The 22,779-nt window shown below is 31.9% G+C and carries 19 protein-coding genes and 1 pseudogene; 7 read left to right on the forward strand and 13 right to left on the reverse strand.

Annotated features, from left to right (window positions below; genetic code table 11):
• Positions 1-491: 491 nt before the first annotated feature.
• The 3 genes from FLACHUCJ7_RS22330 to FLACHUCJ7_RS22340 all read right to left on the reverse strand — a co-directional run bounded on the left by FLACHUCJ7_RS22330 (position 492) and on the right by FLACHUCJ7_RS22340 (position 3,476).
• On the reverse strand, positions 492-1,547 hold the full coding sequence (locus FLACHUCJ7_RS22330; RefSeq protein WP_078229291.1) for a cellulase family glycosylhydrolase: 1,056 nt from the start codon (positions 1,545-1,547) through the stop codon (positions 492-494).
• 548 nt (positions 1,548-2,095) lie between these two features.
• Complete coding sequence (locus FLACHUCJ7_RS22335) at positions 2,096-2,785, reverse strand: SIMPL domain-containing protein (RefSeq protein WP_180910539.1); 690 nt, start codon at positions 2,783-2,785, stop codon at positions 2,096-2,098.
• Between the two features lie 52 nt (positions 2,786-2,837).
• Positions 2,838-3,476 carry a rhomboid family intramembrane serine protease gene (locus FLACHUCJ7_RS22340; RefSeq protein WP_180910548.1) on the reverse strand — a complete coding sequence of 213 codons (639 nt, stop codon included), beginning with the start codon at positions 3,474-3,476 and terminating at the stop codon, positions 2,838-2,840.
• Positions 3,477-3,591: 115 nt separating this feature from the next.
• Between FLACHUCJ7_RS22340 and FLACHUCJ7_RS22345 the strand changes: the two genes are divergently transcribed.
• Positions 3,592-4,479 carry a lysophospholipid acyltransferase family protein gene (locus tag FLACHUCJ7_RS22345; RefSeq protein WP_078229294.1) on the forward strand — a complete coding sequence of 296 codons (888 nt, stop codon included), beginning with the start codon at positions 3,592-3,594 and terminating at the stop codon, positions 4,477-4,479.
• Between the two features lie 36 nt (positions 4,480-4,515).
• Here FLACHUCJ7_RS22345 and FLACHUCJ7_RS22350 read toward each other — a convergent pair whose 3' ends face one another.
• Positions 4,516-5,370 carry a CvfB family protein gene (locus FLACHUCJ7_RS22350; RefSeq protein ID WP_031456522.1) on the reverse strand — a complete coding sequence of 285 codons (855 nt, stop codon included), beginning with the start codon at positions 5,368-5,370 and terminating at the stop codon, positions 4,516-4,518.
• A gap of 82 nt (positions 5,371-5,452) precedes the next feature.
• A complete protein-coding gene (menD, locus tag FLACHUCJ7_RS22355) occupies positions 5,453-7,114 on the reverse strand; it encodes a 2-succinyl-5-enolpyruvyl-6-hydroxy-3-cyclohexene-1-carboxylic-acid synthase (RefSeq protein ID WP_180910550.1) in 1,662 nt (553 codons plus the stop codon).
• Between the two features lie 176 nt (positions 7,115-7,290).
• Between menD and FLACHUCJ7_RS22360 the strand changes: the two genes are divergently transcribed.
• Together FLACHUCJ7_RS22360 and FLACHUCJ7_RS22365 are read left to right on the forward strand one after the other, a co-directional pair.
• Entirely contained in the window at positions 7,291-7,788 is a 498-nt protein-coding gene (locus FLACHUCJ7_RS22360; RefSeq protein WP_078229296.1) for a GNAT family N-acetyltransferase, read from the forward strand.
• A 70-nt stretch (positions 7,789-7,858) separates the two neighbouring features.
• Entirely contained in the window at positions 7,859-8,806 is a 948-nt protein-coding gene (locus tag FLACHUCJ7_RS22365; RefSeq protein ID WP_078229297.1) for a tRNA dihydrouridine synthase, read from the forward strand.
• 47 nt (positions 8,807-8,853) lie between these two features.
• Here the strand turns inward: FLACHUCJ7_RS22365 and FLACHUCJ7_RS22370 are convergent, their stop codons facing one another.
• The gene (locus tag FLACHUCJ7_RS22370) at positions 8,854-9,438 is read right to left on the reverse strand and encodes a glutathione peroxidase (protein ID WP_078229298.1); all 585 of its coding nucleotides are present in this window, start codon (positions 9,436-9,438) and stop codon (positions 8,854-8,856) included.
• A gap of 704 nt (positions 9,439-10,142) precedes the next feature.
• On the opposite strand from FLACHUCJ7_RS22370, the gene FLACHUCJ7_RS22375 reads away from it, so the two are divergent.
• From FLACHUCJ7_RS22375 to FLACHUCJ7_RS22390, 4 genes and pseudogenes are all read left to right on the forward strand, one after another.
• Positions 10,143-10,673: an RNA polymerase sigma factor gene (locus tag FLACHUCJ7_RS22375; RefSeq protein ID WP_031456527.1), complete on the forward strand. Its 531-nt coding sequence runs from the start codon at positions 10,143-10,145 to the stop codon at positions 10,671-10,673.
• The gene (locus FLACHUCJ7_RS22380; protein ID WP_078229300.1) at positions 10,673-11,461 is read left to right on the forward strand and encodes an anti-sigma factor; all 789 of its coding nucleotides are present in this window, start codon (positions 10,673-10,675) and stop codon (positions 11,459-11,461) included. The genes FLACHUCJ7_RS22375 and FLACHUCJ7_RS22380 overlap by 1 nt, the downstream gene beginning before the upstream one ends.
• Before the next feature lie 105 nt (positions 11,462-11,566).
• Positions 11,567-13,087: pseudogene (locus tag FLACHUCJ7_RS22385) on the forward strand (IS1182 family transposase); the annotation flags it as partial.
• A 471-nt stretch (positions 13,088-13,558) separates the two neighbouring features.
• The gene (locus FLACHUCJ7_RS22390) at positions 13,559-14,932 is read left to right on the forward strand and encodes a pectate lyase family protein (RefSeq protein ID WP_180910560.1); all 1,374 of its coding nucleotides are present in this window, start codon (positions 13,559-13,561) and stop codon (positions 14,930-14,932) included.
• A gap of 108 nt (positions 14,933-15,040) precedes the next feature.
• Here the strand turns inward: FLACHUCJ7_RS22390 and FLACHUCJ7_RS22395 are convergent, their stop codons facing one another.
• From FLACHUCJ7_RS22395 to proB, 7 genes are all read right to left on the reverse strand, one after another.
• On the reverse strand, positions 15,041-16,213 hold the full coding sequence (locus FLACHUCJ7_RS22395) for a hypothetical protein (RefSeq protein ID WP_180910563.1): 1,173 nt from the start codon (positions 16,211-16,213) through the stop codon (positions 15,041-15,043).
• On the reverse strand, positions 16,210-17,205 hold the full coding sequence (locus tag FLACHUCJ7_RS22400) for a DUF2157 domain-containing protein (protein ID WP_180910565.1): 996 nt from the start codon (positions 17,203-17,205) through the stop codon (positions 16,210-16,212). Before FLACHUCJ7_RS22400 ends, FLACHUCJ7_RS22395 begins: the two co-directional genes overlap by 4 nt.
• Before the next feature lie 132 nt (positions 17,206-17,337).
• On the reverse strand, positions 17,338-18,618 hold the full coding sequence (gene argH, locus FLACHUCJ7_RS22405) for an argininosuccinate lyase (RefSeq protein WP_078229304.1): 1,281 nt from the start codon (positions 18,616-18,618) through the stop codon (positions 17,338-17,340).
• A 231-nt stretch (positions 18,619-18,849) separates the two neighbouring features.
• Complete coding sequence (locus FLACHUCJ7_RS22410; protein WP_078229305.1) at positions 18,850-19,920, reverse strand: M20 family metallo-hydrolase; 1,071 nt, start codon at positions 19,918-19,920, stop codon at positions 18,850-18,852.
• Positions 19,921-20,005: 85 nt separating this feature from the next.
• Entirely contained in the window at positions 20,006-20,779 is a 774-nt protein-coding gene (gene argB / locus FLACHUCJ7_RS22415; RefSeq protein WP_180910567.1) for an acetylglutamate kinase, read from the reverse strand.
• 80 nt (positions 20,780-20,859) lie between these two features.
• Entirely contained in the window at positions 20,860-21,807 is a 948-nt protein-coding gene (locus FLACHUCJ7_RS22420) for an N-acetylornithine carbamoyltransferase (RefSeq protein WP_078229307.1), read from the reverse strand.
• Between the two features lie 87 nt (positions 21,808-21,894).
• Positions 21,895-22,656: a glutamate 5-kinase gene (gene proB / locus FLACHUCJ7_RS22425; protein ID WP_078229308.1), complete on the reverse strand. Its 762-nt coding sequence runs from the start codon at positions 22,654-22,656 to the stop codon at positions 21,895-21,897.
• Positions 22,657-22,779 lie beyond the last annotated feature (123 nt).

A 22,779-nucleotide genomic window follows, 5' to 3' on the forward strand; every position in this document is an offset into this window, starting at 1 on the left:
CTTCATTACACTACTGAAAAGAAATCTTAAACCCAATAAGATAGTTCCGAAGTGATTTTTTTTTAATAAAAACTAAATCTTAAAAACAGTAAATGGAATTTGGTATTTTTTATAACACTCTCTTTAAATTAGTTATTACCAATTAACATAAGTGTGTTTTATACATTTTTAAAATTGAGCAAAATTTTTTGTCTATTGTAAAATAAATGTAAAATAGAAGATTTAAAGGGGGGCAAATTCGCAAAAAAGAATGGTCAAATCAGAAATTAAACAGCTATTTAACCAAAATACAAAAGAAAATTAGTAAATTAATTTAAAAAAATTAATAATAACTAGTTTTATTTCACAAAATAAAGAGCTAATTATTTTTTATAATACCATATTTATATCAACAAATAATGATAATTTCATAATAAATAGGTAGGTATTTTAAAATATAAAGATCTCATTACAGAAGCAAAAAACTTTCCATAATGAGATCCTGATTATTACTAATTTAATCCCCATCCGTATCTCAGACGAAATACTCCTGTAGTACTAACAGTAGATAAGGTAATATTATTTCCGATGCCGCCACGGGTTTGAATACTATAACTATCACCATCTCTTAATCCTGGCCAATAAACACTGGCAATTTTATCATTTCTACAAACATCACTTGTAGCCACTATATATGCTATTTCGTTATCTGATTGTGGTCCGTTTTGATAGTCCTTACCGCTATTCATCGTAGCTCCAAATTCAGTAATAACAGTACGGGAGCCATAGCTTCCTATTCTGCTTCGCCAGTCTGCCTGCCATTGAGCTGCAGTACGTGTTGCCCAAAAAGCATAATTATGCAATGATAACAAACAGCCAGTAAAACGACTATCTGCACCAACACCTGTCACATTTTCACTGTATCCTGTGCCTGATAATAATATCCTGCCTTTAGGAACACCAGAGTAATTTACTATAAAGGTGTTGTAAATTGTCGTCAATTGGCTTAAAGTATATCCATAAGGCTCATTGAAAACTTCAAAGTATACTTTGCTATTTGCACTGTATTTATTTACAACGGTTGTCCACATTGCCCAAAATTTGGCCGTATCATCTATTTTTCCATCTCTGGCTGAAGAAGATTCCCAACAACAGATAATAACATTCCAGCCTTTGCTTGTTGCCTTATCAATAACAGCAGAATAACTATTCCACCAGCTTTCAGAAACAGACGAAGGATTGATTGGAATACGAACGGTATTCACACCGTTTATATTCGCAGTAAATGAATCAAGGATAGAATTTGTCTTTGCTTCAACTGTAGCATAACTATCAGCAGCTGTCAAACCAGAAGGAATGACCCATCCATCAACAAAATTATCCCTGCCATCAGCCCAGTTGACTCCTGCTATACCACTGGGTGCTGTTGACTTAGCTGTAGAAGCGCTTACTTTTGCCAGAAGATTTTCATTTTGTTCATTGGTAGTGTCAGATTCATCAGAGTTACATGAATTTAGCATTCCAATAAGAATCAATCCTACTAGTAATAAAGAATTTAATTTTTTCATAAATAAGGTTTTTTAGGTTAAAATAAGACTCAAAATTATACCTCTTTTACTTACAAATAAGGGTGTAAATTGGATAAAATAAGGGGGCTTTTTTGCATTCGTTAAATAATTAACCTTTTTAATGTTAAATTAATGTTGTTTTAAAATTATTAATGAGTATATACAAGAATTACATCTTTTTATTATTACAATATAAAATACCGAAAATTAATATTCTATCATAATTTAAAATACTACTTTTAAATTATACAAATATCAGTAATAAAGATATAAAGATCATTCTATTTTTAGAATGATCTTAGCGTATACGAATTATCAGGGATATTGTTTTATTCTAATACTTAAAATAAATTGTAAACATAAAATGGAAGATTATGTTTATATGGACGCTCGTCTTATGCGCAAGTATTTGACGGGTTTTCCATTTTATTTCATCCCGTTTCATCTATATCAAGCAATAAGATTTATTCAATCATTCTTCCCTATCAAAACAAAAAAGTCCTGAAAAATATTTCAGGACTTTCAAAACTTATTATTTTAATTTATTTCTAATCTAAAACAAAACTTACGCTTACGTTTGCCGTTATTTCGATTTCTCCTATTGCTAATGTCTCGTTTGAAGGCGCATTGTCTGCAGATTCCTTCATTCGCATAGCTGCATACATAGGCTGAGGATGATAAATCTGTGAATTATCAGAGATAACAAAAGCTTTACCTACTTTTTGTCCCAATACCGAAACATAATCATCTGCTTTAGCTTTAGCATCTTTCATCGCTAATTTTCTGGCCTCAGACTGTAATTGTAATTCTTTAGAAGATTCAAAAGTAACAAGATCAATACGATTAATGCCCTGTTGTACTAAACCTTCCATTAGTTCGTCATATTTAGACAAATCTTTTACTACAATCTCTATAGTTTGTGTTGCATTATAATTTGTTTTCTTTTTTTCATAATCATATTGCGGATTAAGCGCAACTTGTTTTGTTTTGAAATCTGCTGCAGGAACATTCATTTTTTTAATGAATTTTAAAACAGCGTCAATTTTTTCATCGTTTTGCTTTTTAACCTCTTTAGCATTATTCCCTTTTGTTTCAACTGTAGCTGAAATACAAACCCGATCAGGCGCTACTTTAACTTTTCCTTCCCCATTAACATTAATTAGAGGAATTTGTTTGGTTTCCTGGCTATAAGACATCGTTATAAACATGATTGTTAAAAATAATACTAGTTTTTTCATTTTTGTTATATTTTAAATTATTGATAAGGGCATTTCAAAAGTTATGCCAGCATTATAATTTATCCATTTTAGCCATTACAAAAAGTATTACAATAGGAATTGCCAGTAAAATAGTCATCAAACTATGATCTGTAATTAATGACGGCTCTCTTAACAGAGTAATCAAATAACCTCCTACTGCACCTCCAAAATGGGCTGTATGTCCAATATTGTCATTTTTGGCTTTCATTCCATAAATAGAATATAATAGATACAAAATTCCAAAGACATAACCCGGAATGCCTATGAAAAAATATAAATAGATATCTTTGTCAGGGTGAAGCAAAATTGCAGAATACAAAATTCCCGTAACAGCTCCTGAAGCACCTACAGCACGATAACTATAGTCATTTTTATGAAATACCATTGTGAGTAAACTTCCGAAAATCAAACTCCCAAAATAAACTAAAATGAATGAAAAGTTTCCTAGATAGTCAATAACAGTTGGCGCAAAGAAATAGAGTGTAAGCATATTAAATATCAAATGCATCATATCAACATGCAAAAAGCCCGATGAAACCATCCTTACTTGTTCTCCCGAACGAATGCTTCCAACATGAAATTCGTATTTTCTAAAAAACATAAGATCGCTAAAACCTTTATAACTAATCAAAACATTGGCAATGATAATTCCTATCAAAATGAGATTCATAAACTTTATTTTATTTGAATTGTAAATATAGTTAATCTTACAGACAACTTTCAAACTGTGTAAAATATATGGCGCTATTCATTTTTACTTTATCTTTGCCAAAAAAAAAAATTAGATGCAGTTTTTCGTTTATATCCTGGCCTATCCATTACTTTGGCTTATTTCAATACTTCCTTTTAGAATATTTTATTGGTTTTCAGATTGCGTTTATTTACTCGTATATTATATTATTGGATACCGCAAAAAAGTTGTCAGTGCGAATCTGGCACTCGCTTTACCTTATTTAAGTGATGCTGAACGAAAAAAAATACAAAAGAAATTTTATCAGCATATGTGCGATATGTTTTTAGAAATGATCAAAACGATGAGTATTTCTGCTGAAGAAATGGAAAAAAGATTTCATGTAACCAACTTGGATTTGATATTGGATTATGCAAAAAAAGGGAAAAGTGTAATTCTTGTAGCCTCACATTATGCAAGCTATGAATGGCTTTTGACCATTAATCCAAAAATTGGCTTTCAGGGTGTAGCTGTTTATAAAAAACTTGCTAATCCGTATTTTGATAAATTGATTCGAAAAATTCGTTCAAAGTACAATACTGAATTAATCGAAACCAAAAAAGCAATTCCACTGATGGCGCAAAACCAGCGTGAAGGAATATTAAGTTTATATGGATTAGCAAGCGATCAATCGCCAAAATTAGACCGCATTTTTCATTCCAGTAAATTTATGGGAATTGAAGTTCCCGTGCATACCGGTGCTGAAATGCTGGCAAAAAAATACAATTTAAGTGTAGTTTTTGTAAAAGTCGAAAAAGTCAAAAGGGGATATTATGAAGCTACTTTTGTTTCACTTGCCGACAATCCTAAAGATTTTGGAGATTTTAAAATTACAGAATTATATTTAAAAGAAGTCGAAAAACAAATTCTTGAAAAACCGGAATATTATTTATGGACTCATAAAAGATGGAAACACAAAAATAAAAAAAGCTCAAAAGTATAATAACTTTTGAGCTTTTTTGTGAAACCAAATTTTACTTTATTCTTTTATTATATAAATTCCGTCTTCCTTAATTTCAATTAGTTTGTCTTTATACAAAGCTCCAATTGCTTTCTTGAAGGTCTTTTTACTCATCTTTAATACTGTTTTAATATCTTCTGGATGAGAGTTATCATTTAAACGTAAAAAACCTCGATTCGCTCTTAATTCATCTAAAATTTTCTCTGCATTAGGCTCAATACTTTGATATCCCTGAATTTGTAAAGCTACATCTATTTTATTATCAGGACGAATGTTTTTAATATAACCTCTCATCCTGTCTCCGGTTCTTATCGCATCATCATATACTTCATCTTTATAAAGCAATCCTTTATGCTGTTCGTTGATAATAACGTTGATTCCTAATTCGGTAATATGTGAAACGATCAAATCAACTTCTTCTCCTTTTTCAACTGTAAGGTGATCGTTATTCAAAAACTGGTTTAGTTTACTGGAAGCCACCAAACGCTTAGTCTTTTCATCCATATAAAGATATACGAGATAACGTTTTCCTTTTTCCATAGGACGCGCCTGTTCTTTAAACGGAACAAGGATATCTTTTTCCATTCCCCAATCCATAAAAGCTCCCACCTGATTGATATAATTCACTCTTAATAGCGCAAATTCATTCAATAATATATAAGGCTCAAGTGTTGTTGCAACAGGGCGCTGTTCGTGATCTAAATAAACAAAAACAATAAGTTCTTCGCCTATTTCAAATTCATTAGGAACGTATTTATTTGGTAATAATATATCATGAATTCCTTCCGGGTCTTTTTCAGGATTTCCTAAAAACAAACCAACTTTGGTGTCACGTAATATGCTAAGTGCATTGTATTTTCCTATTTCAATCATATTTTAAGTGCTAAGCTGCAAAGTTTCTAAGCGGCAAAGGTACGAAGTTTGAAAGTGTTTAATCAAAAACTCGAAATTTTATTTAAACCAATTCTTTAAAAAACTGTTTTAAAACAACATCATTTTCAGTAGTTGGAGTAAATATTTCTAAAATACCCGGTGCATCATTTATTTCATAAAATGATGTTATGCTTTTTTCTAATGAATCCAAATCTGTTGCAGTAAAATAATTGAGTTGATACATTTTAGCTAAATGTTCTGCTGTTAAATGATGCGAAGTTTCAAAAAAAGTATTAAAAACGGGTTTTTCCTCATGTCCTGGTAAAATCCTAAAAATACCCCCTCCTCCATTATTAATTAAGATAATTTTGAAATTTTTAGGAATATAAGAATTCCACAAAGCATTGCTGTCATATAAAAAGCCAATATCACCGGTAATAAAAACGGTTGGTTTTAGAGTTCCTACAGAAGCGCCTATTGCTGTTGATGTGCTTCCATCGATTCCACTTGTACCTCTGTTGCAAAAAACTTCAATTGACTGTTCGATATCAATCAATTGTGCATATCGAATAGCTGAACTGTTGCTTACTTGTAACTGGCTATTTTTAGGTAAAGATCCTATTACTTTTTCAAATACTTTAAAATCAGAAAATGGTATTTTTTCTAAATATTTTTCCTTTTTAATTTTTCGCAACTCATAAACCTGATTAATTTGTTGAAAATAGTCGCTCTTTACAAAAACTGTTTTAGATAATAAAGCATTGAAAAAATCATTTGGCTGCATCACAAAATGTTTTGTTAAAGCATTGAATGTATTGTAAGCACGTAAAGTATCAATATGCCAATGATGTAATGGTTTGTACTTTCTCAAAAAACCTTTAATACGTTTCGACACGACCATTCCTCCAAAAGTTATTAAAATTTCTGGTTCAAACTCTTTAAAATCAATATCATCAAAAGGGGTAATTAAAGTATCAATACTATTAATAAAACCTGGATGATGTAAATTAGAAGTCGTTTCTGTGAGAACCACAATTGATGGGTCATTCGCCAGATTTTCTACTGTTTTTTTGTCGATTGAATTTGCTTCGTTTACACCAACCAAAACTAGCTTGCGCTTAGCTGAATTCCAAATTGAAACAAAATCTTCTATATTTTCAATGATTTTAGTTTTCGGAGTTTCTTCGGAATGAGTTATTTTTGGTTGAACTGAAAGACTCTCTACAGTTTCATACAAAGGCTCTTCAAAAGGAGCATTAATATGAGCAGGTCCCTTTTGAAGAATCGCTGTTTCTATGGCTTTATTTATTTTTAAATCATTTTCTTCAGAAGCATTTTCTGTTAAATTGGCATTGAAAACCGAATGATTTTGAAAAACATTTTGCTGACGAATGGTTTGTCCATCACCAATATCTACTTTGTTTTGCGGACGATCTGCAGAAATAATAATTAACGGAATCTGACTGTAATATGCTTCTGCAATAGCCGGATAATAGTTCAATAGCGCTGATCCTGATGTACAAACGATTGCCGTTGGTTTTTTTGTTTGCTGGGCAATTCCCAAAGCAAAAAATGCAGCACAACGCTCATCTGCGATACTATAGCATTTAAAATTAGAATTTTGGGCGAAACCAATTGTTAAAGGAGCATTTCTGGATCCTGGTGAAATTATAATATTATGAATTCCTTTTACTGAACAAATTTCGATAATGCTTTGTGCAAGCGGTATTTTAGGGTAAATCATTCTAATGTCTATTATTTTAAAGAAATCAAAAGTTCAGAATTTCTTTTGGCTTTACAAAGTTACAAACTTCACTCCTGATTTAGCTTATAAATATAAAAGATATTAAGCCGAGTTTAGAAAAAGACAATATCTTTGCAAAGCTCATTACTCCAACAAAAATATGTATTTGTATCCTTATGAACTTAACACTGAGACCTGCAACATCAAACGATTTGGAAAAAATCTTGGAAATCGTTAATCACTCTATTTTGTATACGACAGCAAATTATAGTTATGAAGTTCAAAATTTAGAAGTCCAGACAAAGTGGTTCGAAGACAAGAAAAACAAGAATCTGCCAGTAATTGTGGCTGATTTGGGTGGTGAAGTTGTTGGTTTTGGAAGTTACGGACAATTCAGAGAAAAAATTGGTTATCAATATACGGTAGAACACTCAGTATATGTTGTAGATAATAGTATTGGAAAAGGTATTGGGTCAAAATTATTAACCGAATTGATTCGATTGGCAAAAACGCAAGGTTATCATGTTATGATTGGTGCTATTGATGCTGATAATGCAGGAAGTATTGCCTTCCATGAAAAATTTGGATTTATTACTGCAGGGACAATTCGTGAGGTAGGCTATAAATTTGATCATTGGCTTGATTTGGTTTTTATGCAATTGATTTTAGAATAATTATTAAAGAAAAGAATAATATAAATTCATAACCGTTTACAAATAGTATCTTTGCCGCATTTCAAATACTATGGACTTTACATTACTCTCTTCGCCCTTACAAGGATTTACCGATTTTCGTTTTAGAAATGCTCAAAACAAACTTTTTGGAGGAATAGACACTTTTTACTCTCCCTATATTCGCTTAAACGGAAAATTGGTTATAAAATCATCTTACGAAAGAGATTTACTTCCTGAAAACAATTTAGATTTAGAGGTAATTCCACAAGTAATTACAAACGATGCAGATGAATTTTTATTTGTTGCTAAATATGTTCGGGAATTAGGATACAAAGAATTAAACTGGAATTTAGGCTGTCCCTATCCTATGGTTACCAAGTCCGGAATGGGTTCAGGTTTAATAAGTAATACTGAAAAAATCAATCATATTTTAGACAGAGCACATTCTGAAACCGATATTATTGTATCCATGAAAATGCGTCTTGGATATGATACTACTGAAGAAATTCTGGACGTTTTACCAATTTTAGACACTTATCCACTTAAAAACATTGCTATTCACGCCCGTATTGGCAAGCAATTATACAAAGGCGGCGTTCATCTGGATGCGTTTCAGCAGTGTATTGACAATACGAAACATAAATTGTATTACAATGGAGACATTACTTCGGTAGCTAAATTTCACGAAATGCAGCAGCGTTTCCCAACAATCGACCACTGGATGATTGGACGAGGCTTAATCTCGGATCCATTTTTGCCTACAATGATAAAAAATAATACATCAGAATATCCTAAAAATAAAATAGAGTTATTCAGTGCATTTCACGATACCCTTTATGCAATTTATAGTGAATCGTTATCCGGACAAACCCATATTTTACTAAAGATGTATCATTTATGGGAATATTTCTCGGCAACTTTTTCAAATCCTCATAAAATATTAAAACAAATAAAAAAGGCAAAAAGCATTCGAAATTACGAAGCAGCAGTTGCATCCATTTTCAAAAACGAAAAATGAGATTTTTAGTAATCTAAAAATCTCATTTCGAATTATTTTTTAATACATTATCCTTTAATCCAATTCACAATTTCTGAATCTGTAGGCAATGTTCGTGGCTTAATTACTTTAACCAATTCTCCTTTTTCATTAATTAGATATTTCTGAAAATTCCATTCTACTTCTGAATCCTGTAAACCATTTTTAGATTTCTGTGTAAGAAATTTATAAATTTCACACATATCATCTCCTTTTACAGAAACTTTATCCATCATTGGAAAAGTTACACCATAATTTTGCTGACAAAAAGCACCAATTTCTTCATTTGTTCCAGGTTCCTGGGAGGCAAAATTATTAGCCGGAAATCCAACAATTACGAAGCCTTTATCTTTGTATTGTTTGTAAATAGCTTCCAGATCTTTATATTGAGGAGTTAATCCGCATTTTGAAGCGGTGTTTACAATCATAATTTTTTTCCCTTTTAGAGAAGAAAAATCAAAAGTTTTACCCGATAAATCTTCTACTTTATACTGGTATATTGTTTCTTTGGTCATAACATTATCTGTTTTAGGCGATTTTGTTTTATTCGTTTGTGCCTGATTTTGGCAACTAAACAATACGACAGCCCATGTTATAAATAATAATTTTTTCATCGTTTATATTTTTTATAAAATTAATTAAATTATAAATGAAACCAAGAATATACAATGCCTAATTTTGCTAAACAAAAGTTAAATAAATAGTGAAGCCTAACGTTAATCAGGCGTTAGGCTTCTACCATACAAACAAATCAAACCCATGTCTTAATATTAACGAAAAACAGAACTTCTGCTCTGTCCACAATATTTTATTTATAATTTACTAAATCAAATGTATTATGATTAATATGGTTGACGCTTCGGGAGCAAAAAGTTATTATAACTAAAACATTTTTTCAAAGACTTATAATATTGTGGTATTTTAAATAATAAATCCTGATTGTTAAAAGTGTTTTTATATTATTATAAATTTTGAACTGGAAGACCGAAGTCATCAACCATTACATTTTAAAAGAAATTTATTTTATTTCATAAAAATGTAGAATTTATTTTCTCCCCCTTAAAACGTGATTTCGAAAAAACATTTCATTTTTGCTATTATAAATAAATATTAACTTTTATGTTATAATAGCATATACGTAAGATGATTATCTATGGTTTTAAAAAAGACTAAAAAAATCATTTTTTTTTCACAATCTCTTATTTCACTGATGGTTGAAAGGATAAAAAAAATAGAAAATAAAGTAAAAAATAAATTATCTTTATCTTTAGATACAAAAAAAGTAAATTAAATTTTGTTAAAACTTAAATCTAAATTTATGAGTCAGGAAGAATTATTAGTTTTAATCTACAAGAAAGATGAAAGGGCTTTTACCCACTTGTATGATATGTATTCCAAAAGTTTGTTTTCGGTTATCAATGTTTTAATAAAAAACAGAGAGGAAGCTGAAGATGTTTTACAGGAAGTTTTTGTAAAAATCTGGAAAAATATTGATTCATATAATGAAGGCAAAGGACGTTTTTATACCTGGATACTTAATATTGCCCGAAATACTTCTATTGATAAATTGCGATCTAAGAATTTTAATAACAGTCAAAAAAACCTTTCCTCAGATAATTTCGTACATCTGTTAGACGACAGTAATAAACTGACTAACAAAATTGACACTATTGGAATTCAGGAATTTGTAAAAAAATTAAAGCCAAAATGTATCGAGATTATCGATTTGTTATTCTTTAAGGGATATACCCAGCAAGAAGCTTCAGATGAACTCGCAATGCCTTTGGGAACTATCAAAACACAAAACAGAAACTGTATTAACGATTTACGTAATTATTTAAAAATATAATGGAAGCAAAAGAGTATATAGAATCAGGAATTTTAGAACTATATGTTTATGGTTTAGTAACCGAATCTGAAAACCTGGAAGTAGCCGAAATGGCAAAAAACAATCCCGAAATTGAACAGGAGATTCTTTCGATAGAAAAAGCTATCTTGGCATTATCATCGAGTTTTTCTCCCTTTCATTCGGTTGCAAATTTTGAGAATATAAAAGCCCGTTTAGAACTGAAACACGGCAAAATTGTCGATTTCAAACCCGCATCAAACAGAACTCAGTACATAGGCTGGGCTGCTGCAGTATTATTGCTATTGGGATTAGGTTATCAAACTTTAGAACTAACCAAAACAAAAGGTGCTATTACTACCATTGGAAATGAAAAAAACAAAATTGAAAGAGAATTTGCTTACTTAGACCAGGAAAATAAGAAAACAGAAAAAAGCTTAACGATTGTCAGGGACATTAAAAATACCAATGTTACGCTTGGAGGCCAGGCTGTTTCTCCAACATCATTTGCAAAAGTGTATTGGAACAAAGAAACCAAAACAACCTACATTGATGCCGCCGGTCTTCCAAAACCTCCCAAAGGAAAAGTGTATCAGGTCTGGGCACTTAAATTAAGTCCTACTTTAACCCCAACAAGTATTGGTTTGTTAAGTAATTTTGAGAGTAATTCTCAAAAGATATTTGCAGTAAATCAAACTGTTTATGCAGAAGCATTTGGTATTACTCTGGAGCCTGAAGGAGGAAGCTTATCGCCTACTATGGAACAATTATATACTTTAGGAAAAGTCTAAAAAAATAAATTTCAACTTATGGAGGCTGTCCGAAAAGTAAGGACAGCCTTTTTTTTGCTGTTTTTAATCTAAAATAGTATCTTAGAGTTGTACAAAAAACGAGCAATGGCTAAAGTAATATTTAAATCGCAATCGATCAATACTCCGGAACTTTTTCCGGTGAATATTTTTGATAAAATCCCAGAAAACCATCCTGTTCGCTTAGTTGACCAGGTTGTCAATTCACTGGACATCAACACTCTTCTTAAGAAATACAAAGGAGGCGGTACTTCGGCTTACCATCCTAGAATGATGCTTAAAGTTTTGTTTTACAGTTATTTGAGCAACACTTACTCTTGCCGAAAAATAGCAAAAGCACTCACCGAGAACATTCATTTTATGTTTATTTCAGGCAACTCAACCCCTGATTTTAGAACAATCAACGATTTTAGAGGAAAGATTTTAAAAGAAAACATCAAAGATTTATTTGCAGAAGTGGTCAAAATGCTTGTGGAAATGGGCTTTGTCAGTCTGGATATCCAATACATCGACGGAACAAAAATTGAAGCCAAATCCAACAAATACAGCTTTGTGTGGCGGGGTTCTATAGAGAAATACAAAGAAAAACTCGAAGTAAAAATCAATAGTATTTTATCCGATATCGAAAACAGTATTTTATCAGACAATCAAGAAGTTAACAAGGAAGAATTACCAAAAAAAATAAACTCGGAAGAGCTGAAAGAAAAATTATCAGAACTAAATAAAAAACTCAAAGAGCCCAACAAGAAGATAACCAAAGAGCTTCAAAAACTTCAGGAAGAACACCTGCCAAAGCTCGAAAAATACGAAAAAGATTTAGTGGTTTTAGGCAATAGAAACTCCTACAGTAAGACAGATCCTGACGCTACCTTTATGAGAATGAAGGAAGATCATATGAAAAACGGACAGTTAAAACCTGCATACAATCCTCAGATATCCACAGAAAATCAATTCATTACCAACGTAACAATCCATCAGACACCTAACGACACTACGACTTTAAAATCCCATCTGGAGGAATTTGAAAAAAGGTATCAAAAACAAAGCAAAACAGTTGTAGCCGATGCTGGTTATGGAAGCGAAGAAAACTACGAAATGCTTGAAAATAAAGACATAACGGCTTATGTGAAGTATAATTATTTTCACAAAGAGCAAAAGAAAAAAATCAAGGACAACCCGTTTCTTGTCCAGAATTTGTTCTACAATATACAGCAGGATTTTTATGTGTGTCAAATGGGACAAAGAATGGAAAAGATTGGCAGTGGAAAACGGACATCGGCCAACCGATACGAATCACAAGTATCTTATTATCAAGCAAAAAGATGTGATGGATGTCCACTTAGAAGTTTATGCCATCAAGCCAAAGGAAACAGAACAATAGAAGTAAACCACCGTCTGAACCAATTAAGAGCCAAAGCAAAAGAACTCCTTAGCAGTGAAAAAGGACTTGAGCATCGAAGTAAACGCCCAATAGAAGTTGAAGCCGTCTTTGGACAGCTAAAAAGTAACAATAAATTTAATCAATTCACTTTCATAGGCTTAGATAAAGCAGAAATGGAATTTCTATTGATGGCTATCGGACATAATTTCAGAAAAATGATTGCAAAGAATAATAACGCATCGAAAACTCCTCTAAAAGTCTCCATCACAGGTCTAAATAGAGTTGTAAAAGCCAGAATTTACTTTTTAAATACTGTGATGCAATATTTTTTCATAAATCAACCAACGCAAAACCAATCCGTAAAATTTGCTGCATAAAAAAAGCTGCCCTTTTCGGACAGCCTCTTTTTTTAATGCATATAGATTTTTCAGACAAAAAATTTGAATTCTACTACATCAAAACCTATTATATAAGTAAAAACTCTTGTTGAATTTTCAGGTTTTTAAAAAAAATGTAATAAAAATTAATTTATTCTTATAAATACACAATTAAAGCATGCATTCACTTAAAACTCAATTAAAAAATTATAATTATTATATAAAATTATTTGTTTTAAATTTTAATAAATTAAATTTGTGCAATCGATTACATTAACCACTTTGTAGTAAAATTTTAAAACAACTAAATTAATTTTTAAAATGAAAAAAACATTACCCCTTCTCTTTTTCCTGCTAGGTTTATCCACTATGTTTGGACAAAACTATTATATGTCTGCTCCTGAAGGTTTTGGTGCTGCAGCTACAGGAGGTGGAACTCCAACTGCTTCTAATACTGTAACAGTTTCAAATTATACAGATTTAAAAAATGCTCTTAATTCAACTGCAACTACCAGCTCGGTTATTTTAGTAAATGGAGTAATTGACTGTACTTATACCAGCGTATTATTAAATAATAAAACTATTATTGGATTGCCAGGAGCAAAACTTAGAAATCTCCAAATTACAGTTGGTAATTCTACTACATCAGCAGCAAATTCTGGAATACTATATATAAAACCTGCTTCAAATAATGTCATCATCAGAAATTTAATTTTTGAAGGACCTGGAGCATATGATGTTGATGGACGTGATAATCTTACTAACGAAGGTACTAATGTATGGGTTGATCACTGTGAATTTCAAGACGGAATGGACGGTAATTTTGATATCAAAGGTAGTGCTGACAATACGACTGTGTCATGGTGTAAATTTACTTACCTGAAAGCTCCAACAGCTGGAGGTTCTGGAGGTTCTGCTGATCACCGTTTTACAGATTTGATAGGATCTAGTATAACAGATTTCCCTGCTGACGGGAGATTTAGTGTTACGTTAAAAAACTGTTATTGGGCAGAAGGTTGTAAAGAAAGAATGCCTAGAGCAAGAAATGCCGAATTACATATACTGAATTGTTATTACAAAACTAGTGTGGGAAGTGCAAAGGCTATTGGTCTAGGTGCTGGTAACAGCGGATCTACTTGTTATGTAGAGAATTCTAATTTTGAACAAATAGCGACTATTTCGAGCCCAGTCACCGAAGGTTCAGGAACTGCAGCGTTAATATTCGATAATTGTATCAAAGGAACAACTTCTACAGCTGTTACTGGTCTGAACTACGGAACAGCACCTACAAAACCTTCTTATAACTATACGGTACTTCCTGTAGCAGATGTAGCCACTTATGTACCAAATGCAAATTGTGGCGCAGGAGCTACACTTCAGGTTACGGCAACGGGTGTAATTTCTTCAAGTTGTGATACAAATTTAGGTGTTAATGATAATGTAGTTAATTTAGACATTAAATATTATCCAACAGTAATTGATAATGTTTTAAATATTGAATTTTCAAATATTGATAATGGTAAAGCTACTGTAGAAATTTTCTCTCCTAATGGGTCTAAAGTTTATACGACTTCTAAAAACGTTACAGGTAGCGAAAAATTAGAATTAAACATTGCAAATATTACCAGAGGAATTTATATCTGCAAAGTGCAAATTGGAAATAAAGTAAAAACTTTTAAAATTTTAAAAAGTTAATTTTATAAGTCATAAGGAACAATTATAGTTACTAAATTACAATTTAAAAACAGCGGTAAACTTAAATTTACAGCTGTTTTTTTTTATTTCTTTTACCTATCGAAAGTATTAAAAACTTCCTCCTGATCCCCCTCCACTAAAATCTCCACCACCAAATTCCATTGGGGATTCAGATGATTTTACTTCAGGTTTGATTCCGAATGTTGAGGCGATTATTAATGCTTCTGCATTCAAAAAAGTATTTGGATTTGATATTCTGTCTGGTTTAAAGGTAATACCAGCTTCTTTATTTTTAAGTTTTCGTATTGAGAAGTAAGCAATAGCAAATAAAATTAGCCCGCCTAATGTTAAAGCAACTTCAGGAGGCAAAACATGGTGATAAGTTCGAAATGTGAAAAATGAAAAACAAAGGCAAAATAGACCAATCCACAATAAAATTTTTTCTTTGCTTTTGAGTGCAAAAAACAAATATAAAGCAGGAACTATAAATGTAAAAATCCAAAAGAACCAAGCAAGTGGAATTTCAAGACTTTCACCATAATAATTTTCTATTAAAAGAGCCGAAAATTCACGTACAACATAATAATTTCCTGAAAAATATAACAGTACTAAACTTGTACTTTTTACCAAAAGAATCCCATTATTATAGAAAGTAATTCTTAGATTATTTATAAGATTTTGACAAAAATAATAAGTTCCAATACTAAAAAGCATCATAAGAAATGGTAAAATCATTTTTGCTGATTCTCTAAAATCAATTATTGCATAGCCTATCGTTAGTGTTAATGCCAAATAGAAAACCAGAACAGATAACAAATGCAAATAACGCAAAAACAAAATAAGCGAAACTATTGCTACAGTTATTGAAACAGCTAAAAAATTATTTCCATCTGTAGAAACTCCAACCGCTATACCTGCATTTAATATTGTTCCAAAAACAAAAGCCTCGTCTAAACCGTTTCTGTAATAATTATTTCTTGCCAAAAATTCACACCCTGCCAATCCTACGATAGCAAAAATATAACAACACATATCAAGATAATCGCTGGGTGAATTATTATATCCAACAATTGAAATAGCACCCCCGATAGAAAAATACAGCAATATCCCTAAAAGCAAAAATCCTATGCGGATTAAAATATTATTATGAATTTTAAAAGATGGCAGCTCTTTTTCTATTAAATTCTTTTGAGCTTTATTTATAAAACCTCCTTTAAGTAAAGAATCAGCCTGTTCATGTAATTGCAGATTCTCTAATAATGCTTTATCATATACTATCATTGTGCTATTCTCTTATTAAAATCCTTAATTAATTTGATAAATAATAGTATCGAAACTGTTATATAAATGGGAGATGTAAACAAAATAAAATCATCCATCCTGTTCGCTTCCATAATATCTATAATTCTGAAAAGAAAAATTGATACTCCGATAAAAGCATAAATAATCATAAAAACATATATTGAAATTGCCTTTAATGATAAACTTACTTTGTAAAAATAGAAAGATGAAAACGCTATTGGAATCATAACAAGCAACCAAATATCCGAATACCATTTTAATAAATTATTAATTAATGCAATACTAATTATATGCAGTGCAAATGTTTGAAAAATTAAATTAAAGTGAATTTTAAGAGCAGTTCTGGTACTGTAGATTGTCCAAAAAATTAACAACAACCCTAACATGATTGCCGAATAACTTAAATTTTCATTAGAATAAAAGTCATTATCAAGTAAATCCTGTGGTGTCACAGAAAAACCGACATAAGCCGCTAAACCAGTAATAGCAATAGTTAGAACACTTTTATTATCAAAATAATAAGCACAAAAGAAACTGATAATGGTAGGAATCAAAGTTGCCAGACCATAATTTGTTCCAAAAAATTCATATTGAAATTGCAAATAACCAATAAAAATGCAGGTTAGAATATTGGCAACAAGTACTAAATACTCTAAAACCGGATTCTCAAAAATAGTTTCTGACTTTTGAAAACCTTTTGAATTTTTAAAACAAAAATAAAAACTGACAATGACAACGATTAACAATAAAGATAAAATTGCAATATGCCCAATTGTATCAATGTTTTTATAAATTAAAATTCCGACACCAGAGGTAAAAAGTAAAACAGATATATACAGAAACATTTTCAACTCTGCATTTAATGAAAAAACATCTAAACTTCGATAATTTTTTATTTGGTTCAATTGTTCTTCCGTGATGAACTTTTTCTCAAAAAGATTTTGAGTTTGTTCTTCTTCAAATTTTCTCATATTTAATACTATTAACTACACTTCAAATTTAATATATTTTAGGTCGAAATTTCTTAAAAAATAATCTCTGTGATCAAAAAAACCGATTTGTATGGATGCCAAATCGGTTTTGCAATTTTTTCAAGATAAGATTTAAAATGCTGCACTCATTTTGTCTTTTATATTCGCTAAACACAAATTATTAATACTTCCCTCATGAGTATGCTTTGTTTCTCTTGGAGATTTGTAAGTTCCTGCTTCTAACTGTTCAGCAACTGCTTTGTAGGCATCTCTAAAAGGCATTCCAGCAACTACCATTTCGTTTAAAGTGTCTACTGTAAACAAATAATCATATTTTTTATCTTCTAAAATATGATCTTTTACGGTAATGTCTTTTATTGAAAAGATAGCAATATCCAGACATGCTTTCAGGTTTTGAATCGCAGGAAACAAACCTTCTTTTAAAAGCTGTAAATCCCTGTGATAACCACTTGGCAGATTATTGGTAATTAAAGTGATTTCGTATGGAAGTGCCTGAATCTTATTGCATTTTCCTCTGATTAATTCGAAAACATCCGGATTTTTCTTGTGAGGCATGATACTCGAACCCGTTGTAAGATGCGCCGGAAGACCAATAAAATCAAAGTTCTGGCTCATATACAAACAAACGTCCATGGCGAATTTTGATAACGTTCCTGCAACACTTGTCATGGCAAAAGCAACTGTTTTTTCTGCTTTTCCACGGCTCATCTGAGCTGCAACGGCATTGTATTTTAAGGTTTCAAAACCTAATTCGTGGGTTGTAAAGGTTCTGTTGATTGGGAATGAACTTCCGTAACCTGCAGCAGATCCTAACGGATTCTGATCTACAATTTTTGAAGCTGCATTTAGCATGGTTACATCATCGATTAAGCTTTCTGCGTAAGCCGAAAACCACATTCCGAATGACGATGGCATTGCGATTTGCAAATGCGTATATCCCGGTAATAATACATTTTGATGCTTTTCTGCTGATTCCATTAGCAAATCAAAAAGTGTTTTTACCTGCTCTTTTATCGCTTTTAATTCATCTTTCAAATATAAATGAACATCTACTAAAACCTGATCGTTACGGGAACGCGCGGTGTGGATTTTTTTTCCTGCATCACCTAGTTTTACCGTTAATAAATACTCGATTTTAGAGTGTACATCTTCAAAACTGTCTTCGATTTCGAAATTTCCAACAACGACATCAGCGATGATTTCATTTAATGCATCAACTAAAGAAGTAGTTTCTTCCTGAGTCAGTAAACCAATCTGACCTAACATTTTGGCGTGTGCAATTGAACCTAAAGCATCGTATTTTGCTAAAACCAGATCTAATTCACGATCGTTTCCTACTGTAAATTGCTCGATTTGCTTATCTGTTGGTATTCCTTTTTCCCAAAGTTTCATAACTTAGATTTTTTAGACTTCTTAGATAGTTAGATTATTAGACTTCTTAGATTATTAGACTTCTTAGATTATTCTCTTTGTCGAATCTTTGAAGTTATTTTCTAACTTATTTCTAATGTCATTGTTTATATTGATAATATTCCTAGCCCCGATAGTAGTGGAAATCCTTTTTCTGGCTTCTTTAGACAGAAAAAGATTGTAACGGATAGCGGGAATAGCTCCTGAATAATTTTATAATTTAAAGAAATCGGTTAGTATTTTGATATACAAATCGACTCCTTCTTCAATTTCATTTACAAAAATAAATTCGTCTGCTGAATGTGAACGTAACGTTTCTCCTGGTCCTAATTTCAAGGACTGACAGCTTAAAACTGACTGATCAGAAAGCGTTGGAGATCCATAAGTTGTTCTTCCTAAAGCGATTCCGGCCTGAACTAAGCCGTGATCAATTGGAATAGACGATGCGTTCAAATGCATGGATCTTGGTTTCACTTCGGCATTTACATTATCAGTAACAACCTCTAAAATTTCAGAATTGGTGTAACAGTCGTTCACACGTATATCAACTACCAAATCACATTCTGAAGGCACTACATTATGCTGTTTCCCTGCGTTGATCTGGGTTACCGTCATTTTTACCGGACCTAAAACGTCTGAGATTTTGTCGAATTTATAGTTTTTAAACCATTCCATTACCGGAATTGATTTGTATAAAGCGTTATCATCGTTTTGATGTGCAGCGTGGCTTGCGGTTCCTTTTACTTTTACATCTAAAACTAAAAGGCCTTTCTCTGCAACAGCTAATTGCATTAAAGTTGGTTCACCAACAATTGCGCAATCCAGTTCCGGTAAATGTTTTAAAACACTGTTTAAACCATTTTTCCCACTGCTTTCCTCTTCTGCCGAAGCAACAATAACGATATTATGTGATAAATTTTGGTTTTCGTAAAAATGTACAAACGTTGCCAATAACGAAACCAGACAGCCTCCGGCATCATTACTTCCTAATCCGAATAGTTTACCGTCTTTTTCGATTGCTTTGAACGGATCGTTGGTGTAAGCCTGATTTGGCCTTACAGTATCATGATGAGAATTTAATAAAAGTGTTGGTTTGTTTTCGTCAAAATATTTATTGAAAGCCCACACATTGTTATTTTCTCTTTTAAAAGGAATCTCATTTTGACTGAACCAATTTTCTATTAAAAGAGCCGTTTGATCTTCTTCACTTGAAAATGAAGGGGTTTCAATCAGACTTCTTAATAAATCAATTGCTTCCTGAGTAAGCGTTTCTTTATTTTTCATTTTAATTAGGTAATGAGATGCTAAAATTCTGAAATTCTAAGACTGCAAAAGTCTTGGTTTCTTTGAAACTTAGCAACTTTTTCTTTTATAAAGTAATGGTTGTATGCAGAAGATCTGAATTTTGAAGCATTCTGTGATGCCCAATTTTAATTTTCTGAACACCTCGTGATAAACTATTGAAACAGTTATCCAGTTTCGGAATCATTCCAGAATGGATTACTTTTTCTTCTTTTAGTTTGTTGTATAATGTTTCGTTGATTTCTGTAATTACAGACGAATCGTCTTCTGAATCTTGTAAAACTCCTTGTTTTTCAAAACAATATATTAGTGTTACATCAAAAACTTCAGATAATGCGATTGATAATTCACTTGCAATGGTATCAGCATTTGTGTTTAATAACTGACCTTTTTTATCGTGTGTAATCGCACAGAAAACCGGTACAACTCCAGCTTCTAACAGAGTTGCCAGTAATTTTGTATTTACTTGTTTTACATCACCAACAAACCCGTAATCGATAGTTGGGTGATTTCTTTTTACAGATTGAATTAAATTTCCGTCAGCTCCTGAAAAACCGATAGCATTATTGTCTTTTGCCTGTAGTTGTGCCACAATGTGCTTGTTGATCTGACCCGCGTAAATCATGACCACAATATCCAGCATTGGAGCATCTGTAATTCGGCGTCCGTCAATCATTTGCGGAACCAGACCAATACTCTGTGCCATTTTTGTAGCCGATTTTCCACCGCCGTGCACTAGAACTTTATATCCTTCAATTTTAGAAAAATCAGTTAAAAATTGTTCTAATTCCGTTGGATTGTCAATGATGTTTCCACCTATTTTGATTACTGATACTTGCATAAGATTCTAAGCTGCTAAGTTTTTTTTAGATTCTGAAATACTTAGCAGCTTAGCACCTCAGAATCTTAGAAGCTTTTTTTTTACAATTTCTTCAAAATTTTCTGTAACACTAATTGCGCAGAATACGTTCTATTGTTTGCCTGTTCAATTACAATAGAATTTTCACTATCGATTACTTCATCGCTAACAATTACGTTACGACGAACCGGAAGACAGTGCATGAATTTTCCGTTGTTGGTCAAAGCCATTTTTTCAGCTGTAACTGTCCAGTTTGGGTCACTGTTGGTTACTTTTCCGTAGTCATTGAAATTACTCCAGTTTTTTACGTAAACAAAATCAGCATTTTCGAAAGCTTTGTTTTGATCGTATTCGATTTTACTATCTTTTGTAATTTCCGGACTTAATTCATAACCTTCAGGATGTGTAATGACAAAATCCATATCTTTTTGCATTTGCATCATTTCTACAAATGAATTAGCAACAGCCTGAGGCAAAGCTCTTGGATGCGGAGCCCACGAAAGTACTACTTTTGGTTTGTGTTTCGTTTTGTATTCTTCCATCGTAATCGCATCTGCCAATGACTGTAATGGATGACGCACAGCACTTTCCATATTTACGATTGGTACCGTAGCATGTTTTAAAAATCCTGAAATCACAGTTTCTGCATAATCTTTTTCTTTGTCAACCAGACCTGCAAAAGCACGGATGGCGATGATATCACCATATTGAGAAACTACTTCAGCAGCTTCTTTAATGTGTTCTGAAGCACCTGAATTCATTACGGCTCCATCTTCAAACTCCAAAGTCCAGCCTTCGCTGCCAAAGTTCATCACCATAACATTCATTCCTAAATTTATGGCCGCTTTTTGTGTACTTAAACGAGTTCTCAGACTAGAGTTGAAAAACAACATTATTAAAGTTTTATTCTTTCCTAATTTCTTGTTCTTAAGCGGATTCTTTTTAATTTTGATCGCGCTTTTAACCCATTTTGATAATGAGTCGATATCTTTTATTGAAATGTAGTTCATTTTTTTTAAAATTAATTTAGATAATGTGATAATTAGAAAATTGGATAATTGTGCATTATCTAATTAACTAATTTTCTAATTGACTCATTAGATTATTTTAGTAAATGGAATTTCATCCTTTAGTGCTTTTAAAATAAAATTATCATTTAGTCCGTTGACTATCCACGTTTCAATATTGGCCGCTTTTGCAATTCCTGCAGCTTCTATTTTAGACTGCATCCCTCCTGTTCCGTGTGATGATTTTGAATCTCCGATTTCTTTTTCGAGCGATTTCAGGTCATTTACTAAAGAAATTGTTTCCGGATTTTCATTGCAAATTGAATCTTTCGTATAAATCCCGTTTGTATTGGTTGCAATTATCAGAATGTCAACATCTAAAAGAACAGCCGTTAAAGCTGCTAATTTGTCGTTATCTCCAAACCGAATCTCATCTGTTGCTACAGTATCATTTTCATTGATAATCGGAATGTAATTGTTTCTAACCAATACATTAATTGTGTTTACAATGTTCTTTTTGGTCTGCTCTTTTTCGAAATCAGAATAAGAAAGCAAACACTGCGAGGTATTTAATCCTAAATCCTTAAAATTTTCATTGTAAATCCGCATTAAATGTGGCTGTCCAATAGATGCCAACGCCTGTTTTACGAAAACATCTTTATCCTGGTTATCCAGCTTTACAAATTGCTTTGCCGCCGCAATTGCCCCGGAGCTCACTATGATGAATTCATATTCGTCGTTTAAAGCTGCAATCTGTATTCCAAGATCTTCAATCTTTCCTCTCGAAATATGATTGGTTTCTTTGGTTAAGGTATTACTTCCTATTTTTAATAAAATCCGTTTTTTAGCCATGTCTTGTTTTTTAACCGCAAAGGGCGCAAGGTTTTTAATGTTGTTTGCGTTTACAAAACGCTAAGTTCGCAAGCTAAATCTTTAAATAAATTCCAATAATCTAAAATCAAAAAATCGTTAATC

The organism is Flavobacterium salmonis (assembly GCF_903819435.1).
Classification (GTDB): Bacteria; Bacteroidota; Bacteroidia; order Flavobacteriales; family Flavobacteriaceae; genus Flavobacterium; species Flavobacterium chungangense.